General features: G+C 45.9%; 24 protein-coding genes. 4 read left to right on the forward strand and 20 right to left on the reverse strand.

Going from position 1 to position 22,279, the window contains the following annotated elements; all coding sequences use genetic code 11:
• Nucleotides 1-4: 4 nt before the first annotated feature.
• Nucleotides 5-1,414, reverse strand: coding sequence for a class I SAM-dependent rRNA methyltransferase (locus tag AB4Z45_RS16900; protein ID WP_441910449.1), 1,410 nt, complete (start codon nt 1,412-1,414; stop codon nt 5-7).
• 107 nt (nt 1,415-1,521) lie between these two features.
• Here AB4Z45_RS16900 and AB4Z45_RS16905 point away from each other — a divergent pair, with 107 nt between their 5' ends.
• Nucleotides 1,522-2,496, forward strand: coding sequence for a Na/Pi cotransporter family protein (locus AB4Z45_RS16905; RefSeq protein ID WP_339203459.1), 975 nt, complete (start codon nt 1,522-1,524; stop codon nt 2,494-2,496).
• Between the two features lie 2 nt (nt 2,497-2,498).
• Here the strand turns inward: AB4Z45_RS16905 and AB4Z45_RS16910 are convergent, their stop codons facing one another.
• The 5 genes from AB4Z45_RS16910 to prmA all read right to left on the reverse strand — a co-directional run bounded on the left by AB4Z45_RS16910 (nt 2,499) and on the right by prmA (nt 7,003).
• On the reverse strand, nt 2,499-2,930 hold the full coding sequence (locus AB4Z45_RS16910; RefSeq protein ID WP_076266880.1) for an NUDIX hydrolase: 432 nt from the start codon (nt 2,928-2,930) through the stop codon (nt 2,499-2,501).
• 115 nt (nt 2,931-3,045) lie between these two features.
• Nucleotides 3,046-4,437, reverse strand: a complete 1,392-nt coding sequence (gene mtaB, locus AB4Z45_RS16915) for a tRNA (N(6)-L-threonylcarbamoyladenosine(37)-C(2))-methylthiotransferase MtaB (protein WP_441910450.1) — start codon at nt 4,435-4,437, stop codon at nt 3,046-3,048.
• A 5-nt stretch (nt 4,438-4,442) separates the two neighbouring features.
• On the reverse strand, nt 4,443-5,219 hold the full coding sequence (locus tag AB4Z45_RS16920) for an RsmE family RNA methyltransferase (RefSeq protein WP_339203463.1): 777 nt from the start codon (nt 5,217-5,219) through the stop codon (nt 4,443-4,445).
• A 111-nt stretch (nt 5,220-5,330) separates the two neighbouring features.
• Nucleotides 5,331-6,044, reverse strand: coding sequence for a site-2 protease family protein (locus AB4Z45_RS16925; protein WP_441910451.1), 714 nt, complete (start codon nt 6,042-6,044; stop codon nt 5,331-5,333).
• Nucleotides 6,005-7,003 (reverse strand): 50S ribosomal protein L11 methyltransferase, encoded by a 999-nt coding sequence (gene prmA, locus AB4Z45_RS16930; protein ID WP_441910452.1) that lies wholly within the window; start codon nt 7,001-7,003, stop codon nt 6,005-6,007. The genes AB4Z45_RS16925 and prmA overlap by 40 nt, the downstream gene beginning before the upstream one ends.
• A 286-nt stretch (nt 7,004-7,289) precedes the next feature.
• Between prmA and AB4Z45_RS16935 the strand changes: the two genes are divergently transcribed.
• Both AB4Z45_RS16935 and AB4Z45_RS16940 read left to right on the forward strand, forming a co-directional pair.
• A complete protein-coding gene (locus AB4Z45_RS16935; RefSeq protein WP_441910511.1) occupies nt 7,290-7,502 on the forward strand; it encodes a TetR/AcrR family transcriptional regulator in 213 nt (70 codons plus the stop codon).
• Nucleotides 7,451-7,675 carry a hypothetical protein gene (locus AB4Z45_RS16940; protein ID WP_441910453.1) on the forward strand — a complete coding sequence of 75 codons (225 nt, stop codon included), beginning with the start codon at nt 7,451-7,453 and terminating at the stop codon, nt 7,673-7,675. Before AB4Z45_RS16935 ends, AB4Z45_RS16940 begins: the two co-directional genes overlap by 52 nt.
• Nucleotides 7,676-7,732: 57 nt before the next feature.
• Here the strand turns inward: AB4Z45_RS16940 and AB4Z45_RS16945 are convergent, their stop codons facing one another.
• From AB4Z45_RS16945 to gpr, 13 genes are all read right to left on the reverse strand, one after another.
• Nucleotides 7,733-7,939, reverse strand: a complete 207-nt coding sequence (locus tag AB4Z45_RS16945; protein WP_441910454.1) for a hypothetical protein — start codon at nt 7,937-7,939, stop codon at nt 7,733-7,735.
• A complete protein-coding gene (locus tag AB4Z45_RS16950) occupies nt 7,939-8,106 on the reverse strand; it encodes a YfhD family protein (protein WP_441881057.1) in 168 nt (55 codons plus the stop codon). Before AB4Z45_RS16950 ends, AB4Z45_RS16945 begins: the two co-directional genes overlap by 1 nt.
• A gap of 119 nt (nt 8,107-8,225) precedes the next feature.
• Entirely contained in the window at nt 8,226-9,356 is a 1,131-nt protein-coding gene (gene dnaJ / locus AB4Z45_RS16955; protein WP_076266874.1) for a molecular chaperone DnaJ, read from the reverse strand.
• Between the two features lie 99 nt (nt 9,357-9,455).
• Nucleotides 9,456-11,288, reverse strand: a complete 1,833-nt coding sequence (gene dnaK, locus AB4Z45_RS16960; protein ID WP_441910455.1) for a molecular chaperone DnaK — start codon at nt 11,286-11,288, stop codon at nt 9,456-9,458.
• 83 nt (nt 11,289-11,371) lie between these two features.
• On the reverse strand, nt 11,372-11,932 hold the full coding sequence (gene grpE / locus AB4Z45_RS16965) for a nucleotide exchange factor GrpE (protein ID WP_339203475.1): 561 nt from the start codon (nt 11,930-11,932) through the stop codon (nt 11,372-11,374).
• A 52-nt stretch (nt 11,933-11,984) separates the two neighbouring features.
• Complete coding sequence (gene hrcA, locus AB4Z45_RS16970; RefSeq protein ID WP_076266871.1) at nt 11,985-13,010, reverse strand: heat-inducible transcriptional repressor HrcA; 1,026 nt, start codon at nt 13,008-13,010, stop codon at nt 11,985-11,987.
• Nucleotides 13,011-13,270: 260 nt separating this feature from the next.
• Nucleotides 13,271-13,546, reverse strand: coding sequence for a hypothetical protein (locus AB4Z45_RS16975; protein ID WP_441910456.1), 276 nt, complete (start codon nt 13,544-13,546; stop codon nt 13,271-13,273).
• Nucleotides 13,547-13,745: 199 nt separating this feature from the next.
• Nucleotides 13,746-14,216: an N-acetyltransferase gene (locus AB4Z45_RS16980; RefSeq protein ID WP_076266869.1), complete on the reverse strand. Its 471-nt coding sequence runs from the start codon at nt 14,214-14,216 to the stop codon at nt 13,746-13,748.
• Nucleotides 14,217-14,299: 83 nt separating this feature from the next.
• Nucleotides 14,300-15,469 carry a radical SAM family heme chaperone HemW gene (gene hemW, locus AB4Z45_RS16985; protein WP_441910457.1) on the reverse strand — a complete coding sequence of 390 codons (1,170 nt, stop codon included), beginning with the start codon at nt 15,467-15,469 and terminating at the stop codon, nt 14,300-14,302.
• Between the two features lie 145 nt (nt 15,470-15,614).
• A complete protein-coding gene (gene lepA, locus AB4Z45_RS16990) occupies nt 15,615-17,432 on the reverse strand; it encodes a translation elongation factor 4 (RefSeq protein ID WP_076266867.1) in 1,818 nt (605 codons plus the stop codon).
• An 80-nt stretch (nt 17,433-17,512) separates the two neighbouring features.
• Nucleotides 17,513-17,950, reverse strand: coding sequence for a hypothetical protein (locus tag AB4Z45_RS16995; RefSeq protein ID WP_441910458.1), 438 nt, complete (start codon nt 17,948-17,950; stop codon nt 17,513-17,515).
• Between the two features lie 17 nt (nt 17,951-17,967).
• A complete protein-coding gene (gene spoIIP, locus AB4Z45_RS17000) occupies nt 17,968-19,221 on the reverse strand; it encodes a stage II sporulation protein P (RefSeq protein WP_441910459.1) in 1,254 nt (417 codons plus the stop codon).
• A 204-nt stretch (nt 19,222-19,425) separates the two neighbouring features.
• On the reverse strand, nt 19,426-20,433 hold the full coding sequence (gene gpr, locus AB4Z45_RS17005) for a GPR endopeptidase (RefSeq protein WP_441910460.1): 1,008 nt from the start codon (nt 20,431-20,433) through the stop codon (nt 19,426-19,428).
• Nucleotides 20,434-20,650: 217 nt separating this feature from the next.
• Between gpr and rpsT the strand changes: the two genes are divergently transcribed.
• Nucleotides 20,651-20,923, forward strand: a complete 273-nt coding sequence (gene rpsT / locus AB4Z45_RS17010) for a 30S ribosomal protein S20 (protein ID WP_053376847.1) — start codon at nt 20,651-20,653, stop codon at nt 20,921-20,923.
• A gap of 160 nt (nt 20,924-21,083) precedes the next feature.
• On the opposite strand, the gene holA is transcribed toward rpsT, so the two are convergent.
• A complete protein-coding gene (gene holA / locus AB4Z45_RS17015; RefSeq protein ID WP_441910461.1) occupies nt 21,084-22,118 on the reverse strand; it encodes a DNA polymerase III subunit delta in 1,035 nt (344 codons plus the stop codon).
• Nucleotides 22,119-22,279 lie beyond the last annotated feature (161 nt).

Raw genomic sequence — 22,279 nt, forward strand, 5'->3', positions numbered from 1 at the left:
TCAATTATTTGCTTCGTACTTCAAATATTGCGAATTTCAAGTAATGCCCTTCATTTACGCCGAGCAGTTGAGGATGATCCTTGCCTGCCGCGCGCCATTCAACCAAACGAAGAAGCTTGCCTGCATCTACAGCCGCTTCTTGGATCGTTTCCAAAAACAGCTCAGGACGCATATGATACGAGCAGCTCGCCGTAACTAAATATCCGCCCTCATTCACAAGCTTTAAGCCTTGTAAATTGATATCTTTGTAGCCGCGGCATGCGCCTGCTACTGCACTTTTCGTTTTTGCAAATGCCGGCGGATCAAGAATAACAACATCCCAGGTCCGTCCCGCTCCGCCTTCCATCTTCTTAGACGTATCCACGCCCCCAAGAGCACGCTGCTTTCTCTCGTCGAGCCCTTTCACTTGAACGCGCAAATAATCGAAAGCGTCTGCGACAACAAACTCGACCCGATCGGAGTACCCGTTGCGCTCAACGTTGCGCTTTGCGGTTTCGATGGCGTGCTCCGAAACATCCAAGCATGTTACTTTCTTGGCGCCATATTTACAAGCATGCAGTGTGAAGCTTCCTGTATGGGCAAAACATTCAAGCACCGATGCACCATCCCAGAAAGGAAAAGTAACCACTTTGCCATTCGCGTTCACCGGCACTAAATCGGATGTACCAGCTGATTTACTTACAACGCTTGCCTCGGTTGGAATAGAGCCTGATTCCAGTGCTTCACGCTCTACGAGATGAATACCGCTCCGGCCTCCCCAGCCTTTCATAAGCGGAGCAATGGCAGCACGGTTTTCACGTTGATCGAAGAAATAGCCTGTTTTCTGGCCTTCAACAATATCAACCTCAAGCTTCAAGCCATTTTCCTCAATTTCAATAATGGATGGGCAATCGCCGTAAAGCACGCCTGTCCGCTCTTCCAATCCTTCAAGCACTCGAACACCTACATCACTGCGCTCATAGATGCCGACAGGCTGAAATACGTCAATCAACGCCTCAATCAACGCTTCTCTTCTTACATCCATTCCAAGAGTCAAAAGCTGAAGCACCAGCACATTGTTGAAACGGTCAACAACAAGCCCAGGAAGAAAATCCGCTTCCCCGTAAACTAAGCGGCAATCGGCATCCGCAACGAAGCGACGGCGATGCTCCTGACACTGCCGAAGGCGATCACGGAAAAAGCCTGCATCCATCGCAGCGATTGGTGTATGTGCTACGATTCTTACTGTAATTTGTGATTTTGGATTCCAATAGCCTGTTGCTAAATAACGTCCTTGATGGTTAACCACATCAACCAAATCACCCGGCACTGCATCGCCTTCCAAACGATCAATTTCTGTCGCATAGACCCATGGATGTCCTTGCTCCAGCCTCTTTTTCCTTGCTTTTAGAAGAAATATTTTTGGATTGCTCACGTTTATCTCGCTTCCCCTCATTGGACTTGCTAGTCATGCTTGTCTTGCTTGCAGCATATGTATATTTACGAATCAAAAATTGAAATAAATAATAAGGAGTCCAAACCATGGTTCAGACTATACTCATCCCAATGCTGCTTGGGTTTTCTGTTTTCATGTGCGGCATGAAGCTGATGGAGCTGGCGCTGCATCGATTAGCCGGTCCCTATTTGACCGGAATCCTAAAACGATCAACTGCAACCCCGATTCACGGACTAGCAATCGGTACGGTCACGACTGCTTTTCTACAAAGCAGCACAGCCGTAACGGTTATTGCCATTGGAATGGTCAATGCCGGCTTGCTTACATTCCCGCGTACACTAGGCATAATACTCGGTACGAATATTGGCACCTGCATAACGACAGAGCTAATCGGTCTAAATTTAAATAAACTTGCCGTTCCCTTGCTCATCCTCTCGATCGGAATGTGGCTGGCAACGGCTTTACTAGGAGAATTACGTCTGTTTCCTGCTGTTCGGAACGCGCGCTGGCTTCCAGCAGTTCGTTCGACCTCTGTCGTGCTGTGCGGCTTCGCTCTGCTCCTTACTGGAATGACGATGATGCAAGGCGTAGGCTCTGCCGTCCAAGACAGCCCCATGTTCAGCTGGTTTCTTGGAAAAGCAAATGAGAGCTTATGGTGGGGGCTCGCAGCGGGTGCGCTTCTTACAGCTGCTGTTCATAGCAGCGCAGCCGTTATTGGTATCATTATGGGTTTCGTATCTATAGGCGCAATGCCCATTGAACTTGGTATCGCCGTCGTTCTCGGCGCAAACATCGGGACTTGTGCGACAGCATTGTTAGCCTCTATAGGCGGGACTAAGGCAGGGCAGTATGTGGCTTGGTCGCATGTCATCTTAAACGCTGGAGGCGCATTGCTGTTTATGCCGTTCATCGGCGAGCTTGCGACGATATCGGAATGGATATCCTCGTCTGCAGCAGGGCAAATCGCTCATACGCAAACAATTTTCAACATTCTAAGCTCATTGATCGCTCTGCCATTTTGCTATCTGCCCACATTTAGGCGCCTTGATCCCGTTACTTAGCACTAATCCGTTTGCAAACCAAGCAGCTGGAATGCTCCTGCAACGATGCGATGATTGTTATCGTATCCGGATTGCTTTTGACGTCTCCAAGCTTCCCCAGGCTCAAACCAATCGACCCCGCGGATCTCTTCTACTTGCGCATGCAGAGATCCTCCAACAGCCTCAACTAAATAATAATGAACCTCTTTATCGACCATCCCGAAGGCTTCATGCTCATATTTATATTTAATTTGATCAATCGGAGCGATGATCACCCCTTCAAGACCTGTTTCTTCGACGATTTCACGCAAAGCGGTTTGTTCAATCGTTTCGCCGGGCTCCATTTTTCCTTTTGGCAGCGAAACTTTTCCGTAACGATCCTGAATGAGCTGGATTTGCAGTTTTCCTTCCTCGGTGCGGCGATAAACGACACCGCCTGCTGAAATTTCCTTCATGTCCGTTTCCCCCTTGCAGCATTAAACAGATTGTATATGCAGCAAAGGATTCCTCCATCTTTTCCACAAAAGGAATCGATAAGCAAAGGAATCCCCGCATTTTGTCAAGCTATAGCTAGGCTCTTATCGCTTCCGGACGCTCCAGCACGAAGGTGTGCTGCTCCATGCTGCTCGCTGCGGCAGGATGATCTTCCATCACACGAACAAGCTTGGCGCGACATTCGTTGACTCCTGCTTCCGTGATTTTCACTCGGCAAAGCTTGCCGATCAGCGATTCTGTGCCGTCAAATACGACCTGGATATAGTTATCCGTATAGCCCATAACAAGTCCAGTACCCGGGGCACCCTTGTAATCGCGCTCTGGGATAACATCGAGAACATGGCCAACGTACTGCTCTGCGTACGCAAGCTGCATTTTCTCAGACAAATCAATTAGCTTATGCACGCGCTCATTTTTCACTTCTTCATCCACTTGCTCGTCCATTCGAGCAGCAGGCGTACCTGTCCGTTTCGAATAAGGGAACACATGCATTTCAGCAAATTTCAAATCTTCCATGAAGCGGAAGCCCTCTTCGAACATTTCTTCCGTTTCTCCAGGGAAACCGACAATAACGTCCGTTGTAATGGCAACGCCAGGCATTGCCTCGTGCAATCTTTTAATTTTTGCTGCGAATTCTGCAGTCGTATATTTACGGCGCATCCGCTTTAATACGGAGTCTTCACCTGCTTGGAGTGGAATATGCAGATGGCGGCACATTTTGCTGGAACGGTTCAACACATCAATCATCGCATCGTCGATTTGACTTGCTTCGATCGAACTAATTCGAATGCGCTCAAGTCCCTCTACCTTGTCCAAGTCCCATAGCAGACTTGTTAAATTGTAATTTTCCATATCATCGCCATAGCCGCCAGTGTGAATGCCCGTCAGCACAATTTCCTTGTAGCCGGATGCAACGAGCTGTCTAGCTTGCTCTAGCACGCTTTCTGAAGCACGGCTGCGGGATAAACCGCGTGACCATGGAATAATACAAAACGTACAGAAGTTGTTGCAGCCCTCTTGAATTTTCAAGAACGCACGCGTCCGCTCCGAGAAGTCCGGTACATTCAGTTCCTCAAAGTCGCGAGTCTTCATGATGTTGCGGACGGCGTTAACCGGCTGGCGATCTTCGTGAATTTGATTCACAAACGTCATAATTTTCTCCCGGTCCTGTGTCCCGATGACAAGATCAACGCCTTCAATAGCCATAATCTCTGCTGGAGAGGTCTGAGCGTAACAGCCCGTGACCGCAATGACAGCATCGGGGTTGCGACGAACAGCCCGTCTAATAATTTGACGGCTCTTCTTGTCTCCCGTATTGGTTACCGTACATGTATTAATTAAGTAAACATCAGCAGTCGATTCGAAATCGACCTGTTCATAACCTTCGTTTTTAAATAGCTGCCATATCGCTTCTGTATCATAGAAGTTTACTTTGCAGCCCAGCGTATAAAATGCGACTGTTGGCATAGTTGTTACGCTCCTCCCATTTCTCCGGATTCATATAATAAGCAGGTTAATCCTACGATGCCCGCTGTTTCCGTTCGTAATATTCTTCTGCCTAGTCCAACCAGCACAGCACCAGCTGCTTCTGCCTCGTCCGCTTCACGATCCGTGAAGCCGCCCTCAGAACCAATAATGAGCAGCACTTTCGGCGAGCTCACTTCGCCTGCTTGTTCGGTCCATTCGTTAATCGCTGTGCGAACGCCTCTGCCATGGGCAAGATGTCCTTCACGCTCATAACAAAATAAAACCAAATCGTAATTGGACATAGACTTTATGAGCTCACGCCAGCTATGCAGCGGCTCAATCGCCGGAACACGGTTGCGATGTGCCTGCTCTGCCGCTTCCTTCGCAATTTTACTCCAACGCTCTATGCGCTTTGCTTCCTTTTTTGCATCATATTGAACGACCATGCGCTCGGACTGAAAGGGAACAAATGCATAAGCGCCGATCTCCGTTCCTTTCTGTATCACAAGCTCCATTTTGTCGCCTTTAGGCAAGCTCTGAGCGAGCGTTATTGCCCATTTCGGCTCACTATCATTGCCTAGCATCTCAACAATTTCTGCTGTTACGAGTGTTGCAGATGCTTCAAGCACAGCGACAAGCGCCGTGCGCGACTCCCCATCGCTGACAATAAACTTATCGCCTGGCTTCGTGCGCATAACCCTTGCGGCGTGATGCGCATCGTCGCCGATTAGGCGGATTTCAGAGTCGCTAAATTGCTCCGCCGCTATGAAATATCGTTGCATGATCTTTTTCCAACCACCCTTAAACAAATTCCATCCTTCATAATAACATGTTTGTCTTCACTAAATCTATCAGAAACCGTTGCCAGCAGCCTGCGAACGGCCGCCTAGCCTCTATAAGAAAATCTGGTAAACCCACTTAAACGTATTGTTCATTAGATCTGCGCCTAACCCAAGTACAGGATCAAGTGTTACTTTACGAAGCGGTGGAATAAATACGATTAATAAAAAGATAAACATTCCCCACTGCACATTTTGATCCATTTTGTAACGAAGCTTTAGCGGCAACAGATCTGCGATGATCCGGTAGCCGTCAAGCGGAGGAAGCGGAATAAGGTTAAAAATAAACAACAAATAATTATACCAAATAAAATAATCAAAAAATCGATGTACAGCTGCATCCACACCGACAGATGCTCCGCTTAAAATATCTGAAGCCAAAATCGCAACATAAATAAAAATGCTTATCGTACCCATGAGCAAATTGCTTAACGGTCCTACTGCGGTCACTACAATGCTCATCATTCTCGGGCTTTTGAATTTGCTTGGATTTACCGGTACGGGCTTCGCCCATCCAAATCCGGCAATGAGAATCAACAGCGTCCCTAGTACATCCAAATGCACACGCGGGTTTAGGGTTACACGTCCAGCATTATAAGCAGTATCATCACCGAATTTATAAGCGCTGTAAGCATGAGCGAACTCATGCACGGTAAATGCAATAATTAAAGCCAATACGATAAATGGCAAATCCTCCAGCGGAAATCGCAAAAAGCTTTGCAAGTCCATTAAATCACCTGTGGCTTTCTCGCTACGATTGCGATCCAATCCTCATCGCGGCGCTTCTCAATAATTTCAAATCCATGACGAATTAATCCTTCTTCTACATCGGTTTCTTTATTTTTGTAAATGCCGGAAGCAATATAAATTCCGTTTGGTTTTAATGCCGCATATACATCGTCCACAAACATCAGGATGATTTCTGCCAAAATATTAGCAACAACAAGATCTACAGGCACGGTAACTCTGAAAGCGCCATTCGCAGCTGCTTGTTCTCCTCCAGCAGATTCTTCCTTAATTACACCAAGCAAATCGCTAAGCCGCACTTCAACTTTCTCGGAAAGATTGTTTAGCGACACGTTCTCTTTGGCACTGGAAACAGCGACGGGATCAAGGTCAACTGCAAGTACGCTCTTCGCTCCAAGCAGACAAGCTCCAATAGCGAGTATTCCCGAGCCTGTGCCGACATCAATGACTTCTTCTCCGCCGCGAATGACAGACTCGAGCGTTTGCAGACACAATGAGGTGGTTGGGTGTGTCCCTGTTCCAAAAGCCATTCCTGGATCCAACTCGATTATGCGCTCATCCGGACCTGCTTCATACTCTTCCCAAGTTGGCTTAATCGTTAACTTATCTGAAATGCGAATCGGCTTGAAATATTGCTTCCATGCAGTAGCCCAATCCTCATCATCTACAGTTGCAACGATATATTCTACAGTTCCGGGATCAATATCATATTCACGAAGCTCTTCGACACGAGGTCTAATCGCTGCAACTAGCGCATCGGTATCGGTGTCTTCTCCAAAATAGCCCTTGATGATCGCTTGGCCTTCTGGAATATCGTTAAGCGGCGTTTCGTACCATTGTCCAAATGATGTATCACGCTGTTTGCTGAGTGTACCCGATTCTTCAATGGATACGCCTCCTGCTCCCATCTCATGCAAAAAGTTGGATATCATCTCTTGCGCCTCTTCAGTTGTAGAAATTGTAAGTTCAAACCATTTCATATGTAATATCCTCCAATGCCAATCGTAAACGGCTATCGCCGACCGCGGTCGACTAGACAAACGTTTCGCTTTAAAAACCTAACATCTATTGTACACCAGAGTAGTGCCTTTGCACAAAAAAATGACACAAGAGGCCGACTGCTGTATTTATGCTACAATCGTTACGGAATGAGGAAGAGGATAATTACAATTCCAGCAAGCTTTTTATCGTCGGGAGGTTTACTGCAATTATGTCACCTAGAAATATTGAAAAAGATCAGAAGCTGCGTGATGAGCGGCAGCGACAATACTAGAAGCAGCGATGCATGTTATAGCACGGCGAGGTTTGGCAGCAACCAAGATAGCTGATATTGCTGCAACGGCCGGCATTAGCGTTGGCAACGTTTATAAATATTTTCGCTCAAAAGAGGACATATTCCAAGCGCTGGTAGAAAGCGTCCAAAAAGAATGCATAGAGTTGATGTTGACGAAGCTTTGCTGCTTGGCACAAGAATCATAACGATGCAAGGCGCCCCTGGCAGAATTGAGCTGGATTTGGCAAATCCGCTAACGAAACGAACTGAACCATTCGCTGCGGTTCGAAAGCATAACAAGTACAGCGAATGGCGTGACATTCTCGTCCAATCGCTGCGCCCTGCACAGTTGGAGCTTCTAGAAGCTGCTCATATTTAATGGTCTAACGAATGAAAGGGACTGAAGGCTATACTAGCCCACAGTCCCTTTTTTTGTTTAAGTAATATTTGTATTTGCGTTGCCGCCCATTTGTTTAATAAGATGAAGCGCTCGTTCGGCGACTTCATCATCTACGGTTGCCGTCAGCAATCCGCTGTCAATCAACCCGTTCACTTCAATTGCACGCAGCGCTTGAAGCTTCCGCATCGTCTCCTGAGCAGCACCCTCACCCTCGAAGGTCGCTTGGATTTCAATATGGCTCATTATGCCTGCTCGTTGCGCTCATCAGCTGCAGCTGCACGCTGAGCAGCTTTGCGATCCGCTTCGTCTGCAAGCTCTTCAGAAAATTCCACATCTTCGTTTTCGCCTACAGGCAGGTTGCCAAAGTTTGTTTTCTCCAAGCTGTTATTGTTGTTGTTATTGTCTGTCATCGTATTAGTTCCCTCCGGTTGTGTGTTGATGTATGGTTTTCCTACCCGAATAGAGTATGTTTATCCACCGTATTCTATACAGCCGCGGGAAGAAAAAAAAAAAAAAAAGACGTGCCGGGTTATTCACCGCGGAACGCCTTTTTCATTTTTTCGAATATAGATTCATGATGTTCTTGATCATTCGATACGGAATCACCGCTTAGCCCGCCAAACTGACGAAGCAGGTCCTTCTGATCATCCGTCAAGCTCGTTGGTGTTACGATAGTAACCTTCACATGCTGATCGCCTTGACCGTATCCACGCAGCTTAGGAACACCTTTGCCTTTGAGTCTGAAGTAAGTGCCTGTTTGTGTGCCAGCTGGCACCTTGAGCTTCACTTTCTCCGTTAACGTAGGAATCTCAATTTCATCGCCAAGTGCTGCTTGCACGAATGTAAGCGGAACTTCGCAATAAATATCATCGCCTTCACGTTCAAAAAACTCATGCGGCTTCACACGGATAACAATGTACAAGTCGCCCGCAGGACCGCCGCGAAGACCGCCCTCACCCTCGCCAGACATACGGATTTGAGCTCCGTCATCTACGCCGGCTGGAATACGGATGTTGATTTTGCGTTGACGCTTCACTTTACCCGCGCCATGGCAAGTTGTACATTTATCTTTGATTACGCGGCCTGTGCCGCTGCAATTCGTACAAGCACGACGGTTGACCATACGGCCAAATGGCGTATTTTGAACAACCTCCTGCTGTCCGCTGCCCTTACAAACCGAACAGCTCTCCGGCTTCGTGCCCGGCTTAGCTCCATCACCATGACAGGTATCGCAAGTTTCTGTTCTAGGAATCGTAATCTCGGTTTCTTTGCCGAATACTGCTTCCTTAAACTCAACTGTCATTGTATATTGCAGGTCGTTTCCGCGCTGCGGTGCATTCGGATCACGACGGCCGCCTCCGCCGCCAAAAAACATGTCGAAAATATCGCCGAAGCCTCCGCCGAAATCAGCGCCGCCTCCGCCGCCCATACCTTGGTTTGGATCAACATGGCCGAACCGGTCATACGTTGAACGTTTTCCATCGTCACTTAGTACATCGTAAGCTTCTTTAACTTCCTTGAACTTCGTTTCTGCATCTGCAGCTTTATTTACATCGGGATGATATTGACGTGCTAGCTGACGGTATGATTTTTTAATATCGTCTGCTGATGCATCCTTGCCAACACCAAGAACCTCATAATAATCGCGTTTGCTTGCCACCTGTTCTCACCTCCGCTATATATCCTATGATTCCTCTATAAGCACGAAAGGAGGTCAAAGCCAGGTAGCGCCTGTCTTTGACCTCTCGCTCGCTACACTTTATTTATTATCGTCAACCACTTCATAGTCGGCGTCTACTACATTGTCTTTGCCTTTTGCAGCGCCGCCAGCTTCTGGGCCAGCACCTTCAGCTGCTTGTGAAGCTTGCTCATAAAGCTTAACTGAAAGCTGTTGAACGATTTCAGTCAGCTCTTCAGCAGCTGCATTGATTTGCTCAAGATCGTCTGTTGCAAGTGCTGCAACTACTTTCTCTTTTGCAGCGTTAGCTTTTTCGATTTCAGCAGCATCAACTTTATCGCCAAGATCTTTAATTGTTTTGTCAACGGAGTAAACCAATTGGTCAGCGCTGTTTTTTGCTTCAACAAGGTCGCGACGTTTGCGATCTTCTTCAGCGTTAAGCTCAGCATCTTTCATCATTTGGTTGATTTCATCATCGCTGAGACCGCTTGAAGATGTAATCGTAATTTTTTGGCTCTTGCCTGTTCCTTTATCAAGAGCAGACACGTTTACGATACCGTTCGCATCGATATCGAAAGTAACTTCGATTTGCGGAACGCCGCGTGGTGCAAGAGGAATATCGTTCAATGTGAAACGACCAAGCGTTTTGTTGCCTGCCGCCATCGAGCGCTCACCTTGCAAGACGTGAATTTCAACGCCCGGTTGATTGTCCGCATATGTGGAGTACACTTGCGATTTGCTTGTAGGAATCGTAGTGTTGCGATCGATCATCTTAGTGAACACGCCGCCAGCTGTTTCAATACCAAGCGACAATGGAGTAACGTCAAGCAATACAACGTCTTTCACATCGCCAGTCAATACGCCCGCTTGTACAGCTGCGCCAAGAGCTACAACCTCATCCGGGTTAACACCTTTATGCGGTTCTTTGCCGATCAATTTTTTAACTGCTTCTTGTACCGCTGGAATACGAGTCGATCCGCCCACGAGTACAACTTTATCGATATCGCTTGGGGACATTCCCGCATCGCTAAGCGCTTGACGAGTAGGTCCAAGCGTACGCTCTACAAGGGAAGCTGCAAGCTCTTCAAATTTCGCGCGAGTAAGGCTAAGCTCCAAATGCTGAGGAACGCCGTCAACCATTGTAATGAACGGAAGAGAAATAGCTGAAGTCAATACGCCGGAAAGTTCTTTTTTCGCTTTCTCAGCAGCATCTTTCAAACGTTGAACAGCTGATTTATCTTTGGAGAGATCAATGCCTTGCTCTTTCTTGAATTCAGCAACAAGATGATCGATGATAACTTGGTCAAAGTCATCTCCGCCTAGTTTGTTGTCGCCGCTTGTCGCTTTAACTTCGAAGAAGCCATCGCCAAGCTCAAGAATGGAAACGTCAAATGTACCGCCGCCAAGGTCATAAACAAGAATCGTTTGATCTTCTGTTTTCTCAAGGCCGTATGCTAGTGCTGCAGCTGTTGGCTCGTTGACAATACGAAGAACTTCAAGACCAGCAATTTTACCAGCATCTTTAGTCGCTTGACGTTGGCTGTCATTGAAATAAGCAGGAACCGTAATAACGGCTTGCGTTACCGTTTGACCCAAGTAAGCTTCAGCATCAGCTTTCAATTTTTGCAAAATGATTGCAGAAATTTCTTGTGGTGTGTAATCTTTATCGTCAATTTTTTCTTTGTGGTTCGTACCAATGTGGCGTTTAATCGAGCTGATTGTACGATCAGGGTTTGTGATTGCTTGACGTTTTGCTGTTTCACCAACAACACGCTCGCCATCTTTCTTGAAACCTACTACGGAAGGAGTTGTGCGGTTGCCTTCCGGGTTAGGAATAACAACTGCTTCTCCGCCCTCCATTACTGCTACGCAAGAGTTTGTTGTACCAAGGTCAATACCAATTACTTTACTCATAGCTATAGTTCCTCCTACAATTTTTATATTTTATCCTAATAACAGCTTGCTTTGTCTCATTTATTGAGCAAAAGTTTTACCGTTTAACTGCTTACTTTAACCATCGCTGGACGCAATACCTTGTCTTTCAAGATATAGCCCTTCTGAACTTCCTCAACAATGATACCCTCTTCATGCTCATCGGAATCTACAGTCATAATCGCTTGATGGAATTCAGGGTTAAAAGGCTCGCCAACTACGTTCATAGCTTTAAGGCCTTCCTGCTCAAGTGTTGACTCGAGCTGACGAAAAATCATGTCTACACCCTTCGCAAGTGATTCAAAATCACCGTTGACAGATGCGGCTGCAACAGCGCGCTCAAAATTATCTACAACCGGAAGCAGTTGACCGATTAGCTTCATCGATGCGTACTGTCCGAGTTCTTCTTTTTCTTTCATTGTACGACGGCGGAAGTTATCGAAATCCGCTTGTGCGCGCAAGAAGCGCTGCTCTTTCTCCTCAGCCAGCTTCACAAGCTCCGCATAACGCGAATCTTCTTCCACAGCCTCGTTTACAGTATCCTCGCTTGCTTGATCTGATTGCTCAGCAGATACCACTTCTTCTACAGCCTCGGCTGCCTCATTATGTTGTTCTTTCGTACTCATGCAATCACCTCCTAAAAAAGTTTACGAAGTAAACTTGGCAAAATATCATTAATTACTTATACCAGCGGCCAAGAAGAACCGCCATATCCTTGGATATAATATCCAACAAACTAATGACTTTGCCGTATTCCATTCGCGTTGGTCCTAGAATGCCGATCGTTCCCAGCGATTGGCCATCAATGGCATAGGTTGCTGTGATAAGACTGCAATCGCTAATTGCCTTATGGTCATTTTCTGTCCCGATACGTACTTGTATACCTGACGGAAGGCCGGAAAACATTTTCATTATGGCTGGTGTCTCATCAAGCAAATCCAAAATCGTTTTTACTTTGTCTACATCCTTGAATTCAGGCTGTGTCAGCATATTGGTTGTTCCGCCTAAGAAGATTCGGTGCTCATCCTCATTCTGCAATGCATGATCCAGTACCTGCAGCAGCTGTTCATAATGATCAACATGCCTTTCAAGCTCTTGCCCAACTTCAGTGTAAAGCTTCGACCTTAGACGAATCAGCGGAACGCCAACCAATCTTGTGTTTAAAATGTTAACGACCTTTTCCATATCGTCCATTTTCAGGCCGTCAGGAATTGAAATCGTCCGATTTTCAACATGTCCAGTGTTCGTCACAATAATAGCAACTGCTGATGTTTGATCAAGCGGCACAAGGCCAAAATGCTTAAGCGATGTGCTGAACATTTCAGGTCCAAGCAAAATAGATGTGTAATTGGTTAAATTGGAGAGAATCATCGCCGTTTGTTGAATAACCTGCTCCATTTGATTCATTTTGTCCGTTACGAACGAGCGAACCACACCAATGTCTTTCTCATCTACTTCGCTAAGCTTTATTAAATGGTCGACATAATAACGGTAACCTTTCGTTGATGGAACACGCCCTGCTGACGTGTGCGGCTGTTCTAAGAAGCCCAGCTCCTCCAAATCCGCCATTTCATTGCGAATGGTTGCCGGACTAAAGCCAACGTCGCCGCGCTTCGAAATACTGCGTGAGCCTACTGGTTCAGCCGAGCGAATATAATCATCCACTATTGCATGTAAAATCATCCGTTGTCTCTCCGTCAGCATTCGAATTCCCCCTACGTAAATGTCAAATCCGTTATTTCGATGTACCTTCGTTAGCACTCAATCCAATCGAGTGCTAATCATTACTACAAAAATACCAAACCAGCTTGTCGATTGTCAAGTCAGTTCGGCATTTTTCATGCGCCTAATTCAATTTAAACATCTTATAAACGATTTAATGACACAAGGAAACTCCGCTGTGGCTTAAAGAAAGCCGCTGTGCCAGCAATATATGTTGGCACAGCGGCTTATTCTACAATCAATTACACTTTATGAACTCTTCCTGCTTCATCTGTTGCAAACTTTTCTCTTCTCACGCGATTTTCACCTTGGTATAGCTCTACAATACGATAAGGTGAAACGGAGTCATCTATAATAACTTTCCAGCCATTTGTATTTAGCATAGCGAACAGTTCATCGTAACCCATTGCTTTAAAACCATAAAACCCGCTAAATCCTGCCCATTTCTTCAAAAGCACTGTCGTTACATGCTTTAGTTTATCCTCTACTGCTACAATTTGATCTTTTTTTTGGCTCATTTTTATTTCTCCTCTATATGACAATAAACATCTACCTTGACTATATACCAAAACGCGCAGCATTACTATCAACGAGTTCGGACAAACTAACATATTAGTTGAATGAAACAAAAAAACCACTTTCCCAATAGTCCTAATGCAAGCGCTAAAGGAGAGTGGTTTATTTTCAATAAAAGTAGGAACGTTCGGAAATTGTGCTTTAATTCAGCATTCTCAGAACAGCTATTTCATCGCAAGCAAGCTGCTTTGGACAGTTGATGCAATCCTTCCAAACCTTTTCCGGGAAAATTTCCTTATCAACGACCTTGAAGCCATTTTTCTCAAAAAAGGACACGGCATAAGTTAAAGCCATCACCTTCGGAATTTGCTGCTCTCTAGCTTGTTCGATCAACGCTTCTACCAGCTTGCTGCCGATCCCTACGCCCTTGTAGCCATCCGACATGCCAAGCGAGCGAATCTCAACCAATTCTTTCCCGAGCCGCAGCAGTGAACCGCAGCCGACAACTTCTTCCCCAATTTCCGCGACGACGAATGTATCTATCATATATTCGAGCGCTTCCCGAGTGCGAGGCAGCATAATGCCTTGCTCTGCATAACCTTTAATTAATTCAAACAAAGTCTCGATATCATTAGACGTTGCTTTCCGACATACGACCTGTACTGCCTGCATTTGTGCATTCGCCTCCACCCGGTGCAAGATCAAAATCAATATGAATAAATATACACCACAACGAATTTTTTCTCAAGAGTATTTTAGCCGTTATATCCGATAAAAGCACCAAAAACTTCGTTCCCGAGAAGCACACCTTTGTCAGTCAACCGATAAATGATATCGTCTTCCGTTTGCTCAGCTTCGAGCAGGCCATCCTTCATTAATTTATGAATAACATCACCGAACTTGTCCTCCAGCTTCTGGCCTTCAAACTGATTCGAGAAGCGTGATGCCGGAACTCCGCTTAGCAGCCTGAGCCCAACCATCATTAAATCCTCCATCGCTTCAGCTTCAGTAACTTCAAACGTTTCAAGGCGCGGAAGCTTGCTTGAAGCCGCATCGATATACGGTGTAATCCCTTTTAAATTGACATGACGCATGCGATTGACATAGCCATGCGCGCCCGCTCCGAGGCCGTAATACGGCTCATTGCGCCAGTAAGTGGAATTATGGCGGCTCTCATAACCTGGTTCGGCGAAATTGCTAATCTCATAGTGTCCGTATCCATTTTTTTTCAACATGTCCATTAGCAAAATAAACATATTAAACTCTTCTTCCTCTGGAGGCAAAGGCAGCTCGTTGCGCTCATAGAGCTTATGGAACAACGTATTTTCTTCTACTTTTAGACTGTAGATGGAGTAATGAGGCAATCCCAGCTCCATCGCTTTGTTCACACTGTCTCTTAACAGCTCAACCGTTTGACCTGGCAGGCCAAACATCAAATCGATTGATAAGTTAGTAAATCCAACTTTGCGTGCATTCTCGATACTGCGATATACATCGTCTACGCTATGAATGCGGCCAATACGCTCCAGCAATCCATTATCAAAGGATTGAACCCCGAAGCTAATCCGGTTCACGCCGCCTTCCTTCATAGCTGTCAGCTTGTCTATGTCCGTTGTGCCCGGATTCGCTTCCATCGTAAACTCCACATTTGGAGCAAGCGGGAAATAAGTGCGTACTGCTTTTAGAAATCTTTCCATTTGCGGAGGAGTCAGTACGGTAGGCGTACCTCCACCAACAAAAACAGTATCAATTTCTACTGGCGGCCATTCAGCAACTGTACGCTGCATTTCTTGCTCAAGCGCGTCGAGATACTGATCAACAGGCTGTCCCTTCAGTACATAGGAAGTGAAATCGCAATAATGACATTTATTCGTGCAAAAAGGGATGTGTATATATAAAGCGCGTGGTGATTGCGTCATGTTCATCGTTAACATTCTCCTTCAAGCGTAAACGGCTGGCACTGCATAAGAGCGGCAGGCTCACGTCCCGCGTTGAAATATAAGTCGGTAAATACAGTTCACTTAAAATAGAAAAGAGGGAGAGCTGCGCCCTCCCTCATCCTCGTACGTTTTAATCCTCGCCGATTTTGAGTACCGCCATGAACGCTTCCTGCGGCACCTCTACACTACCTACTTGCTTCATCCGCTTCTTGCCTTCCTTCTGCTTCTCAAGCAGCTTCCGCTTCCGGCTAATGTCACCGCCGTAGCATTTGGCAAGAACGTTTTTACGCATTGCTTTTACTGTCTCACGCGATATGATTTTGTTGCCGATAGATGCTTGAATCGGCACCTCGAACATTTGACGCGGAATAAGTTCCTTCAGCTTTTCACAAATAACCTTGCCGCGTTGGTAAGCACGATCGCGGTGGACAATGACAGACAAAGCATCAACCTGTTCATTGTTAAGCATGATGTCCATTTTGACCAGATTGGATCTGCGGTAGCCCGATATCTCGTAATCGAACGATGCATAACCCTTCGTGCTTGATTTCAACTGATCGAAGAAATCATACACAATTTCTGACAAAGGTAATTGATACGTAAGCGTTACACGATTCAAATCCAAATATTCCATATTCACGAACTCGCCACGCTTGTTCTGGCAAAGCTCCATAATTGCGCCGACATAGTCATTTGGGACAATGATAGCAGCCTTAACGAAAGGCTCTTCTACGAAGTCAAGCTTGCCTGCTTCAGGATAGTTCGATGGATTATCAATCTCCATCGTTTCGCCATTTGTCAGCGTAATTTTGTAAATTACGCTTGGTGCTGTCGTAATAAGCGGGATGTTGAATTCCCGTTCAATCCGTTCTTGAATAATTTCCATATGAAGCAAGCCAAGAAATCCACAGCGGTAACCAAAGCCCAAAGCAGTTGATGATTCCGGCTCATATTTGAGTGATGCATCGTTAAGCTCCAGCTTCTCAAGCGCATCACGCAAGTCATTATAGTCCTGTGTCTCGATTGGATAGAGTCCGCAGAATACCATCGGGTTAATCTGACGATAGCCTGGCAGACGTTCTGGTGCAGGTTTCTTCGCATCCGTAATTGTATCACCGACACGCGTGTCCTTCACGTTCTTGATGCCCGCAACGACAAAACCAACATCACCGACCGCAAGCTCCTTCACGATCGCCATGTTCGGCATGAATGCCCCAACCTCGATGACCTCAAATTCTGCTCCCGTTGCCATAAACTTAATTTTATTGCCTGCTTTGATGCTTCCATCCATAACTCGTACATAAACGATTACGCCTTTGTAGGGATCATAATGGGAGTCAAAAATAAGCGCTTTAAGCGGCTGATCTGGATCTCCTTCTGGTGAAGGCATCTTCGTCACAACCTGCTCTAGTATTTCCTTAATGCCGATTCCCGCTTTTGCAGAAGCAAGTACCGCGTCGCTGGCGTCTAATCCAATGACATCTTCAATTTCCTGCTTTACCCGTTCAGGCTCCGCACTTGGCAAATCGATCTTATTAATAACAGGTACGATCTCCAAATTGTTGTCTAACGCCAAGTATACGTTAGCCAGCGTTTGCGCTTCAATGCCTTGCGCAGCGTCAACAACGAGCAAAGCACCTTCACAAGCAGCGAGACTGCGTGAAACCTCGTATGTAAAGTCGACGTGTCCAGGCGTGTCAATCAGATTGAGTATATACTCGATCCCGTCATCTGCCTTATATGCCAAGCGTACCGCTTGCAGCTTGATGGTAATTCCGCGTTCCCGCTCCAAATCCATTTTGTCAAGAACCTGCTCTTGCATCTCGCGTGATGTCAAAGCGCCGGTAAATTCTAAGATCCGGTCAGCAAGCGTAGACTTTCCGTGGTCTATATGCGCGATAATGGAAAAATTCCTAATTCTCTTTTGTCGGTCACGTACGTCAGTCATGCCTAACCCCCACAATTTCCAATAATGCTAATCATTCCTCCTATTATATCAGTTAAGGGGAAGACCAGCAATGTTCATTATCACTTCGTCAGCCCATCGAATATAGATACGACCATTCGAATGCCTTCACTTGACATATTTTGCAGCAAACCAGAGGTTGAATCTGCGATCTTATTTACTGCTGGCTGGTCACTCTTAAGCGGAAGACCAGGCATCCTTTCATTTTCGGCAGGAAAGGTTTCGGCCGTTTCTCCTGTGGTTTCGTCATCATATGCAGCAAGTCGCTTTAGTTCTTTAAGCTCCTGCTCAAGCTGGGCAATCTTTTGCTGCTGTTCCTTCTGAAAATCATTAACTGGCTGCACATTTTGCTCTGTCTGCGGAATCTCTGTGTACCCGCTTGAGCCTTCTATAGGTCCATATATACGCTCGATGCCCGAAGAGGACATATCAATGCCATACATGATGATTATCGCCAAAGCACCGCCCAGCACCGTCCATTTTAGCGCATTTCGTTTCACTTATTCTTCGCCCCCTCCTACTTTTTTGTTGATGCCTTCTCGTCTGCCCAGTAAATTTCGGAAATAACTGCTGCCAGCGCATCCGCTGTTCGATAGGACTCTTCGAGGGTGTTGTCTACGCCCCCTACCTCAATAAGCACATTATCCTCAGCTAGCGATTGATTGTATTCGGCATTGCCTGATGAGGCTGTTTTGCCCCAAATACCGCGAGAGATGCCTGGATATTTTTTTTCGAGCGCTTCGTGAATTTTAGTCGCAAAGGCTTCGTTTTTTTCCCAATTGGGATTTTTATGGCCGATAATGAAATAAACCTGCGCATAGCTTTTGCCATCAATATCGATGGTCGTTTCTTTCCGCCTCTGCGAGTCTCGGTGAAGATCGAAGAAAAACTTCAAATCCTTGTTGCTGGCAATGGCTTCTTTCACCGTTTTCATCGAATATTTATAAGAATAGTTCCAATCATATCCTTTAATCGCCGTTGGATAATCAGTGTTCGAGTGCTGTGCGCCTACACCCTTCTCCTCCAGCTTCTGGGCAAGCCGTTTGCCAACCAGCGTAATATTTTTTGTACTAGAATTCGGGTCTTTCTTTTTATCTGTCAGTTCAGGGTACCAGGATTCGCGATTATGCGAGTGATAGATAAAAGCCACTTTTTTTCCGCCAGTCGTAGGTTTCGCCGGCTCCCCGTTATCACCTTCGCCAGTTCCTGAAGATGGCTTGTCTGTCTGTACCGGCAGCGGCTCCTCCTCATTTCCTTCTGTCGCCCCATTATTCGATACATCTGTTCCTGTATCCTCATGCAATTCGCCAAGCGGATCATATGTAATCGGTGCATTATCTTCCGGCCCCACCGCTGTATCCGTACCGATGCCCTTGCGAATTAAGTAAGCATCATTAACCCCCATGCCAGGCAGCTCGCCTGCAAGCAAGCTTTTGGGATCGTTAGGATTAATATCTGTTAAAGCTCGCATAAGAAACGCACTAATTTGCTTTGAAGTAAAAGTATCTGTTTCCCGACTGCTTTGAAATGCTGGCATCTCCATCTCTAGCATATCCCCAAAAAAACCGCTCGATACAGCAGCAGCAAAACCTTTCATTGAATTTACAGGCGAAGCTGTCGTTTGCTGATGCGCCATACCCGCTGCTCCTAACAAAATAAAAAATACCATTGAGCAAAATGAGAGCAACGCGAATGTACGTCCCGTTACTAGCAATTGTCTCACTCGTCTACTTTCCTTCCCTATATCAAACAGCATAATTTTTCTTTTCATTGGTTTATTACCTCCCGCTTCATAGTGCTAACCGCATTAGTCACTACTAAACTATGAGAGTGATAGAGTTCATAGAACCAAATCTATGTGGAATAATTAGCGTTGATAGAGTTATAGGGATACAAAATAGCGAATCGCGCAAAAAAAAGAAGCTGTCCAAAGGTTATGCCTTTAGAAAGCTTCTTTCTTAATTATCATAGGAATTTAATGCGTATACGCAGCAACATTGCTTGAATCAACCGCTTCGTGCAGCGATGCATTTAGTCCGCTTGCTATAATGTTGGCGATATCCTCTATAAATTCATCAATTTCCTTTGGCGTAACCAGCAGATCATGGCCAAGCGGGCTGAGCACTTCCCTGACGAGCTGCAGCCTCTCGTTTTCTTCCATCTGATTTACCAAACCTAAAATTTGATCCGAGTTTGCGCTTTGTTTCTTAAAATGACTGCTCATCATCTCAAGCGTGTTGTTGACGATGGTCGAAGCATAAACAACGGTAGGCACTCCGATCGCAATGACCGGGACACCTAAAATTTCTTTTGTAAGCCCTTTTCGCTTATTCCCGATGCCAGAGCCCGGATGAATGCCTGTATCTGCAATTTGGATCGTTGTATTCACTCTCTCTAATGCTTTAGATGCTAATGCATCAATAGCAATGACGAGTTCCGGACTCGTCTTCTCAACGATACCTTGAACGATTTCACTGGATTCAATACCCGTTATGCCAAGTACTCCAGGCGCTACCGCACTTACCGCGCGATAACCAGGCGCCACTTGATCAGGCATCAGCTCGAAAAAATGACGAGTGACCATTACATTCTCAACAACAATTGGACCAAGAGCATCAGGCGTAACATTCCAATTGCCTAAACCTACAATTAGAACTCGCGCTGTTTTATTTATGGACAACCGTTCAAGGAAAGCTTCAAAATGTTTGGCAAACTGTGTCGCCACCCTATCCTGCAGCCCCGTATCCCCTTTTCGCAGCTCCGGAACCTCAATCGTCACATAATGCCCTTGCATTTTGCCAATGGCCTGAGCGCCTTGTTCGTTTTGTACATGCAGCTGCGTAATCGTTATTCCTTCATCTTCCGAAGTTTCGGATTGTATGCCTGGTATAGGCCCGCCGCTTGGCGCCTCTGCCATCTCCTTCGCTTCAAGCGCCAAGTCTGTTCTAACATTATATTTTTGCAAATCAAGTTCGTTCTCCATAGCTCATTCTCCCTTCAAACACCAGTTCTGATGTTATTGTTTGCAGATGGATTATTTTCATACTCGTAGATGAGCCTTCATCCTTACGGAATACAGTTTTTATAAGGAGCTTCCTGCTATTGCTTTTTGAGGAGTGGCATGATAATATACTTTAAGTTGTGTTGTCTAGGTTTATGATGTAGATAAACCGTTGTAAACAGTTTAGGAGGTGAATTCCATGCCAAATATTAAATCCGCGATTAAACGCGTTAAAACAAGTGAAAAGCGTCGTGCTTTGAATGCATCCCAAAAATCCGCACTTCGTTCGGCCGTTAAATCTGCTGACCAAGCTATCGCTGGCACTGATGTAGATGCTGCTAAAGCAGCTCTTATCGCTGCAACGAAAAAGTTGGACAAAGCAGCAACTAAAGGCCTGATTCATAAAAATGCGGCTTCCCGCAAAAAATCTCGTCTTGCTAAACGTCTGAATGCCCTTTCGGCTCAAGCCTAAGCAAGATAACCGCTCATACGAATGACGTTGTCCATCTGGTCAACTGAAATTCGTTTAGCACATCAAAAAAGCTTCACTGCTCTTATCGAGCGGTGAAGCTTTTTTGTTGTTCCATGCTGCTTATCTGCTTTTCACATAAAAAAAGGCAATGGAAAGAACGCTATGCGCCCTTCTCCATGCCAAGTGAAAGCAAATACAGCTCTAAACCGAGCGTTTTATCAATTGCTCCGGTTTTCATTTTATAATCGAGATCTGCAAGTGAAGCCAGCAGCCTGCCAAGTCTAGCCACTTGAAATTTCCGGCTTTTCTCCGCGGCAAGCTTGACGGCGTATGGATGCAATCCTAATTGGCCAGCCATTTGCTGAGGGGAATAGTGATGCTGCTCCAGCTCTTTGATTTGCAGCATGATTCTTAACTGCCTAGCGATAAGAGCGGCGATCTTGATCGGTTCTTCACGACGAACCAGCAATTCTCTGTACAGACGAATAGCCTTGTCAATGCGAAGCTCAGCGATCGCATCCACAAGCGCAAATACGTCCTCCTCAACTGTTGCTGCAGTTAGCATAGATGCCGTCTCTACATCAATGACACCGCCTGTTCCCGCGTGCAAGCACAGCTTGTCCACTTCCTGCGACAATTGCTGCATATTCGCTCCAGCACGTGATAGGAGCAGCTCAGCCGCATCTGAAGACAAAGTTCTTTGCTGATCTGTTGCACGCTTAATCATCCATTGCTTAAGCTGAGCCGCGTCGAGTTCAGGGAAGGGAACTAAGGAATGACGATCCTTTAACGTTTTTACAAGCTTTCGACGTTCATCCAGCTTCTCTGATTGGACAGAAATAACGATAATGGATGTCTCTGAAGGATACTCCATATACTGTATCAGCTTCTCAGGACGATGCTCAAGCTTACCGCCTTCCTTGCCTCCGGCACACAGCACAGTCGCATCACGTATCAAAATCAGCTTCCGCTGCACAAAAAAAGGCGATGTTTCCGCTTCAAGAACCGCTTCTTCAATCAAGGTTTCCGCTGTATCAAATTTAACAATGCCAAGCTCTCGTTCTTCAGCTGTAAACATCGCCTCGGTCAATACGTTAATAAATTGCTGCAGCCGATAACGATCCTTGCCATACAGCACATAAATGGGACGGAAACGTCCGCCCTTTATTTCTTTTAATGCTTCCTTTGCATCCATACCTTCACCTCGTCACGAGTAAGTACAATTAGACGGCAACAAAGGGATGAGCCATATAAAGCCTCATCCCTTTGCCGAACATCTATATAAACATTCGCAGGCAGGTCCATGGTACCGCCCTGCGGATGGTCATACGACGTTAAGGATTCGTCGCAGACACT

This window comes from Paenibacillus sp. MCAF9 (assembly GCF_052114265.1).
In the GTDB taxonomy this organism is placed as follows: domain Bacteria; phylum Bacillota; class Bacilli; order Paenibacillales; family Paenibacillaceae; genus Pristimantibacillus.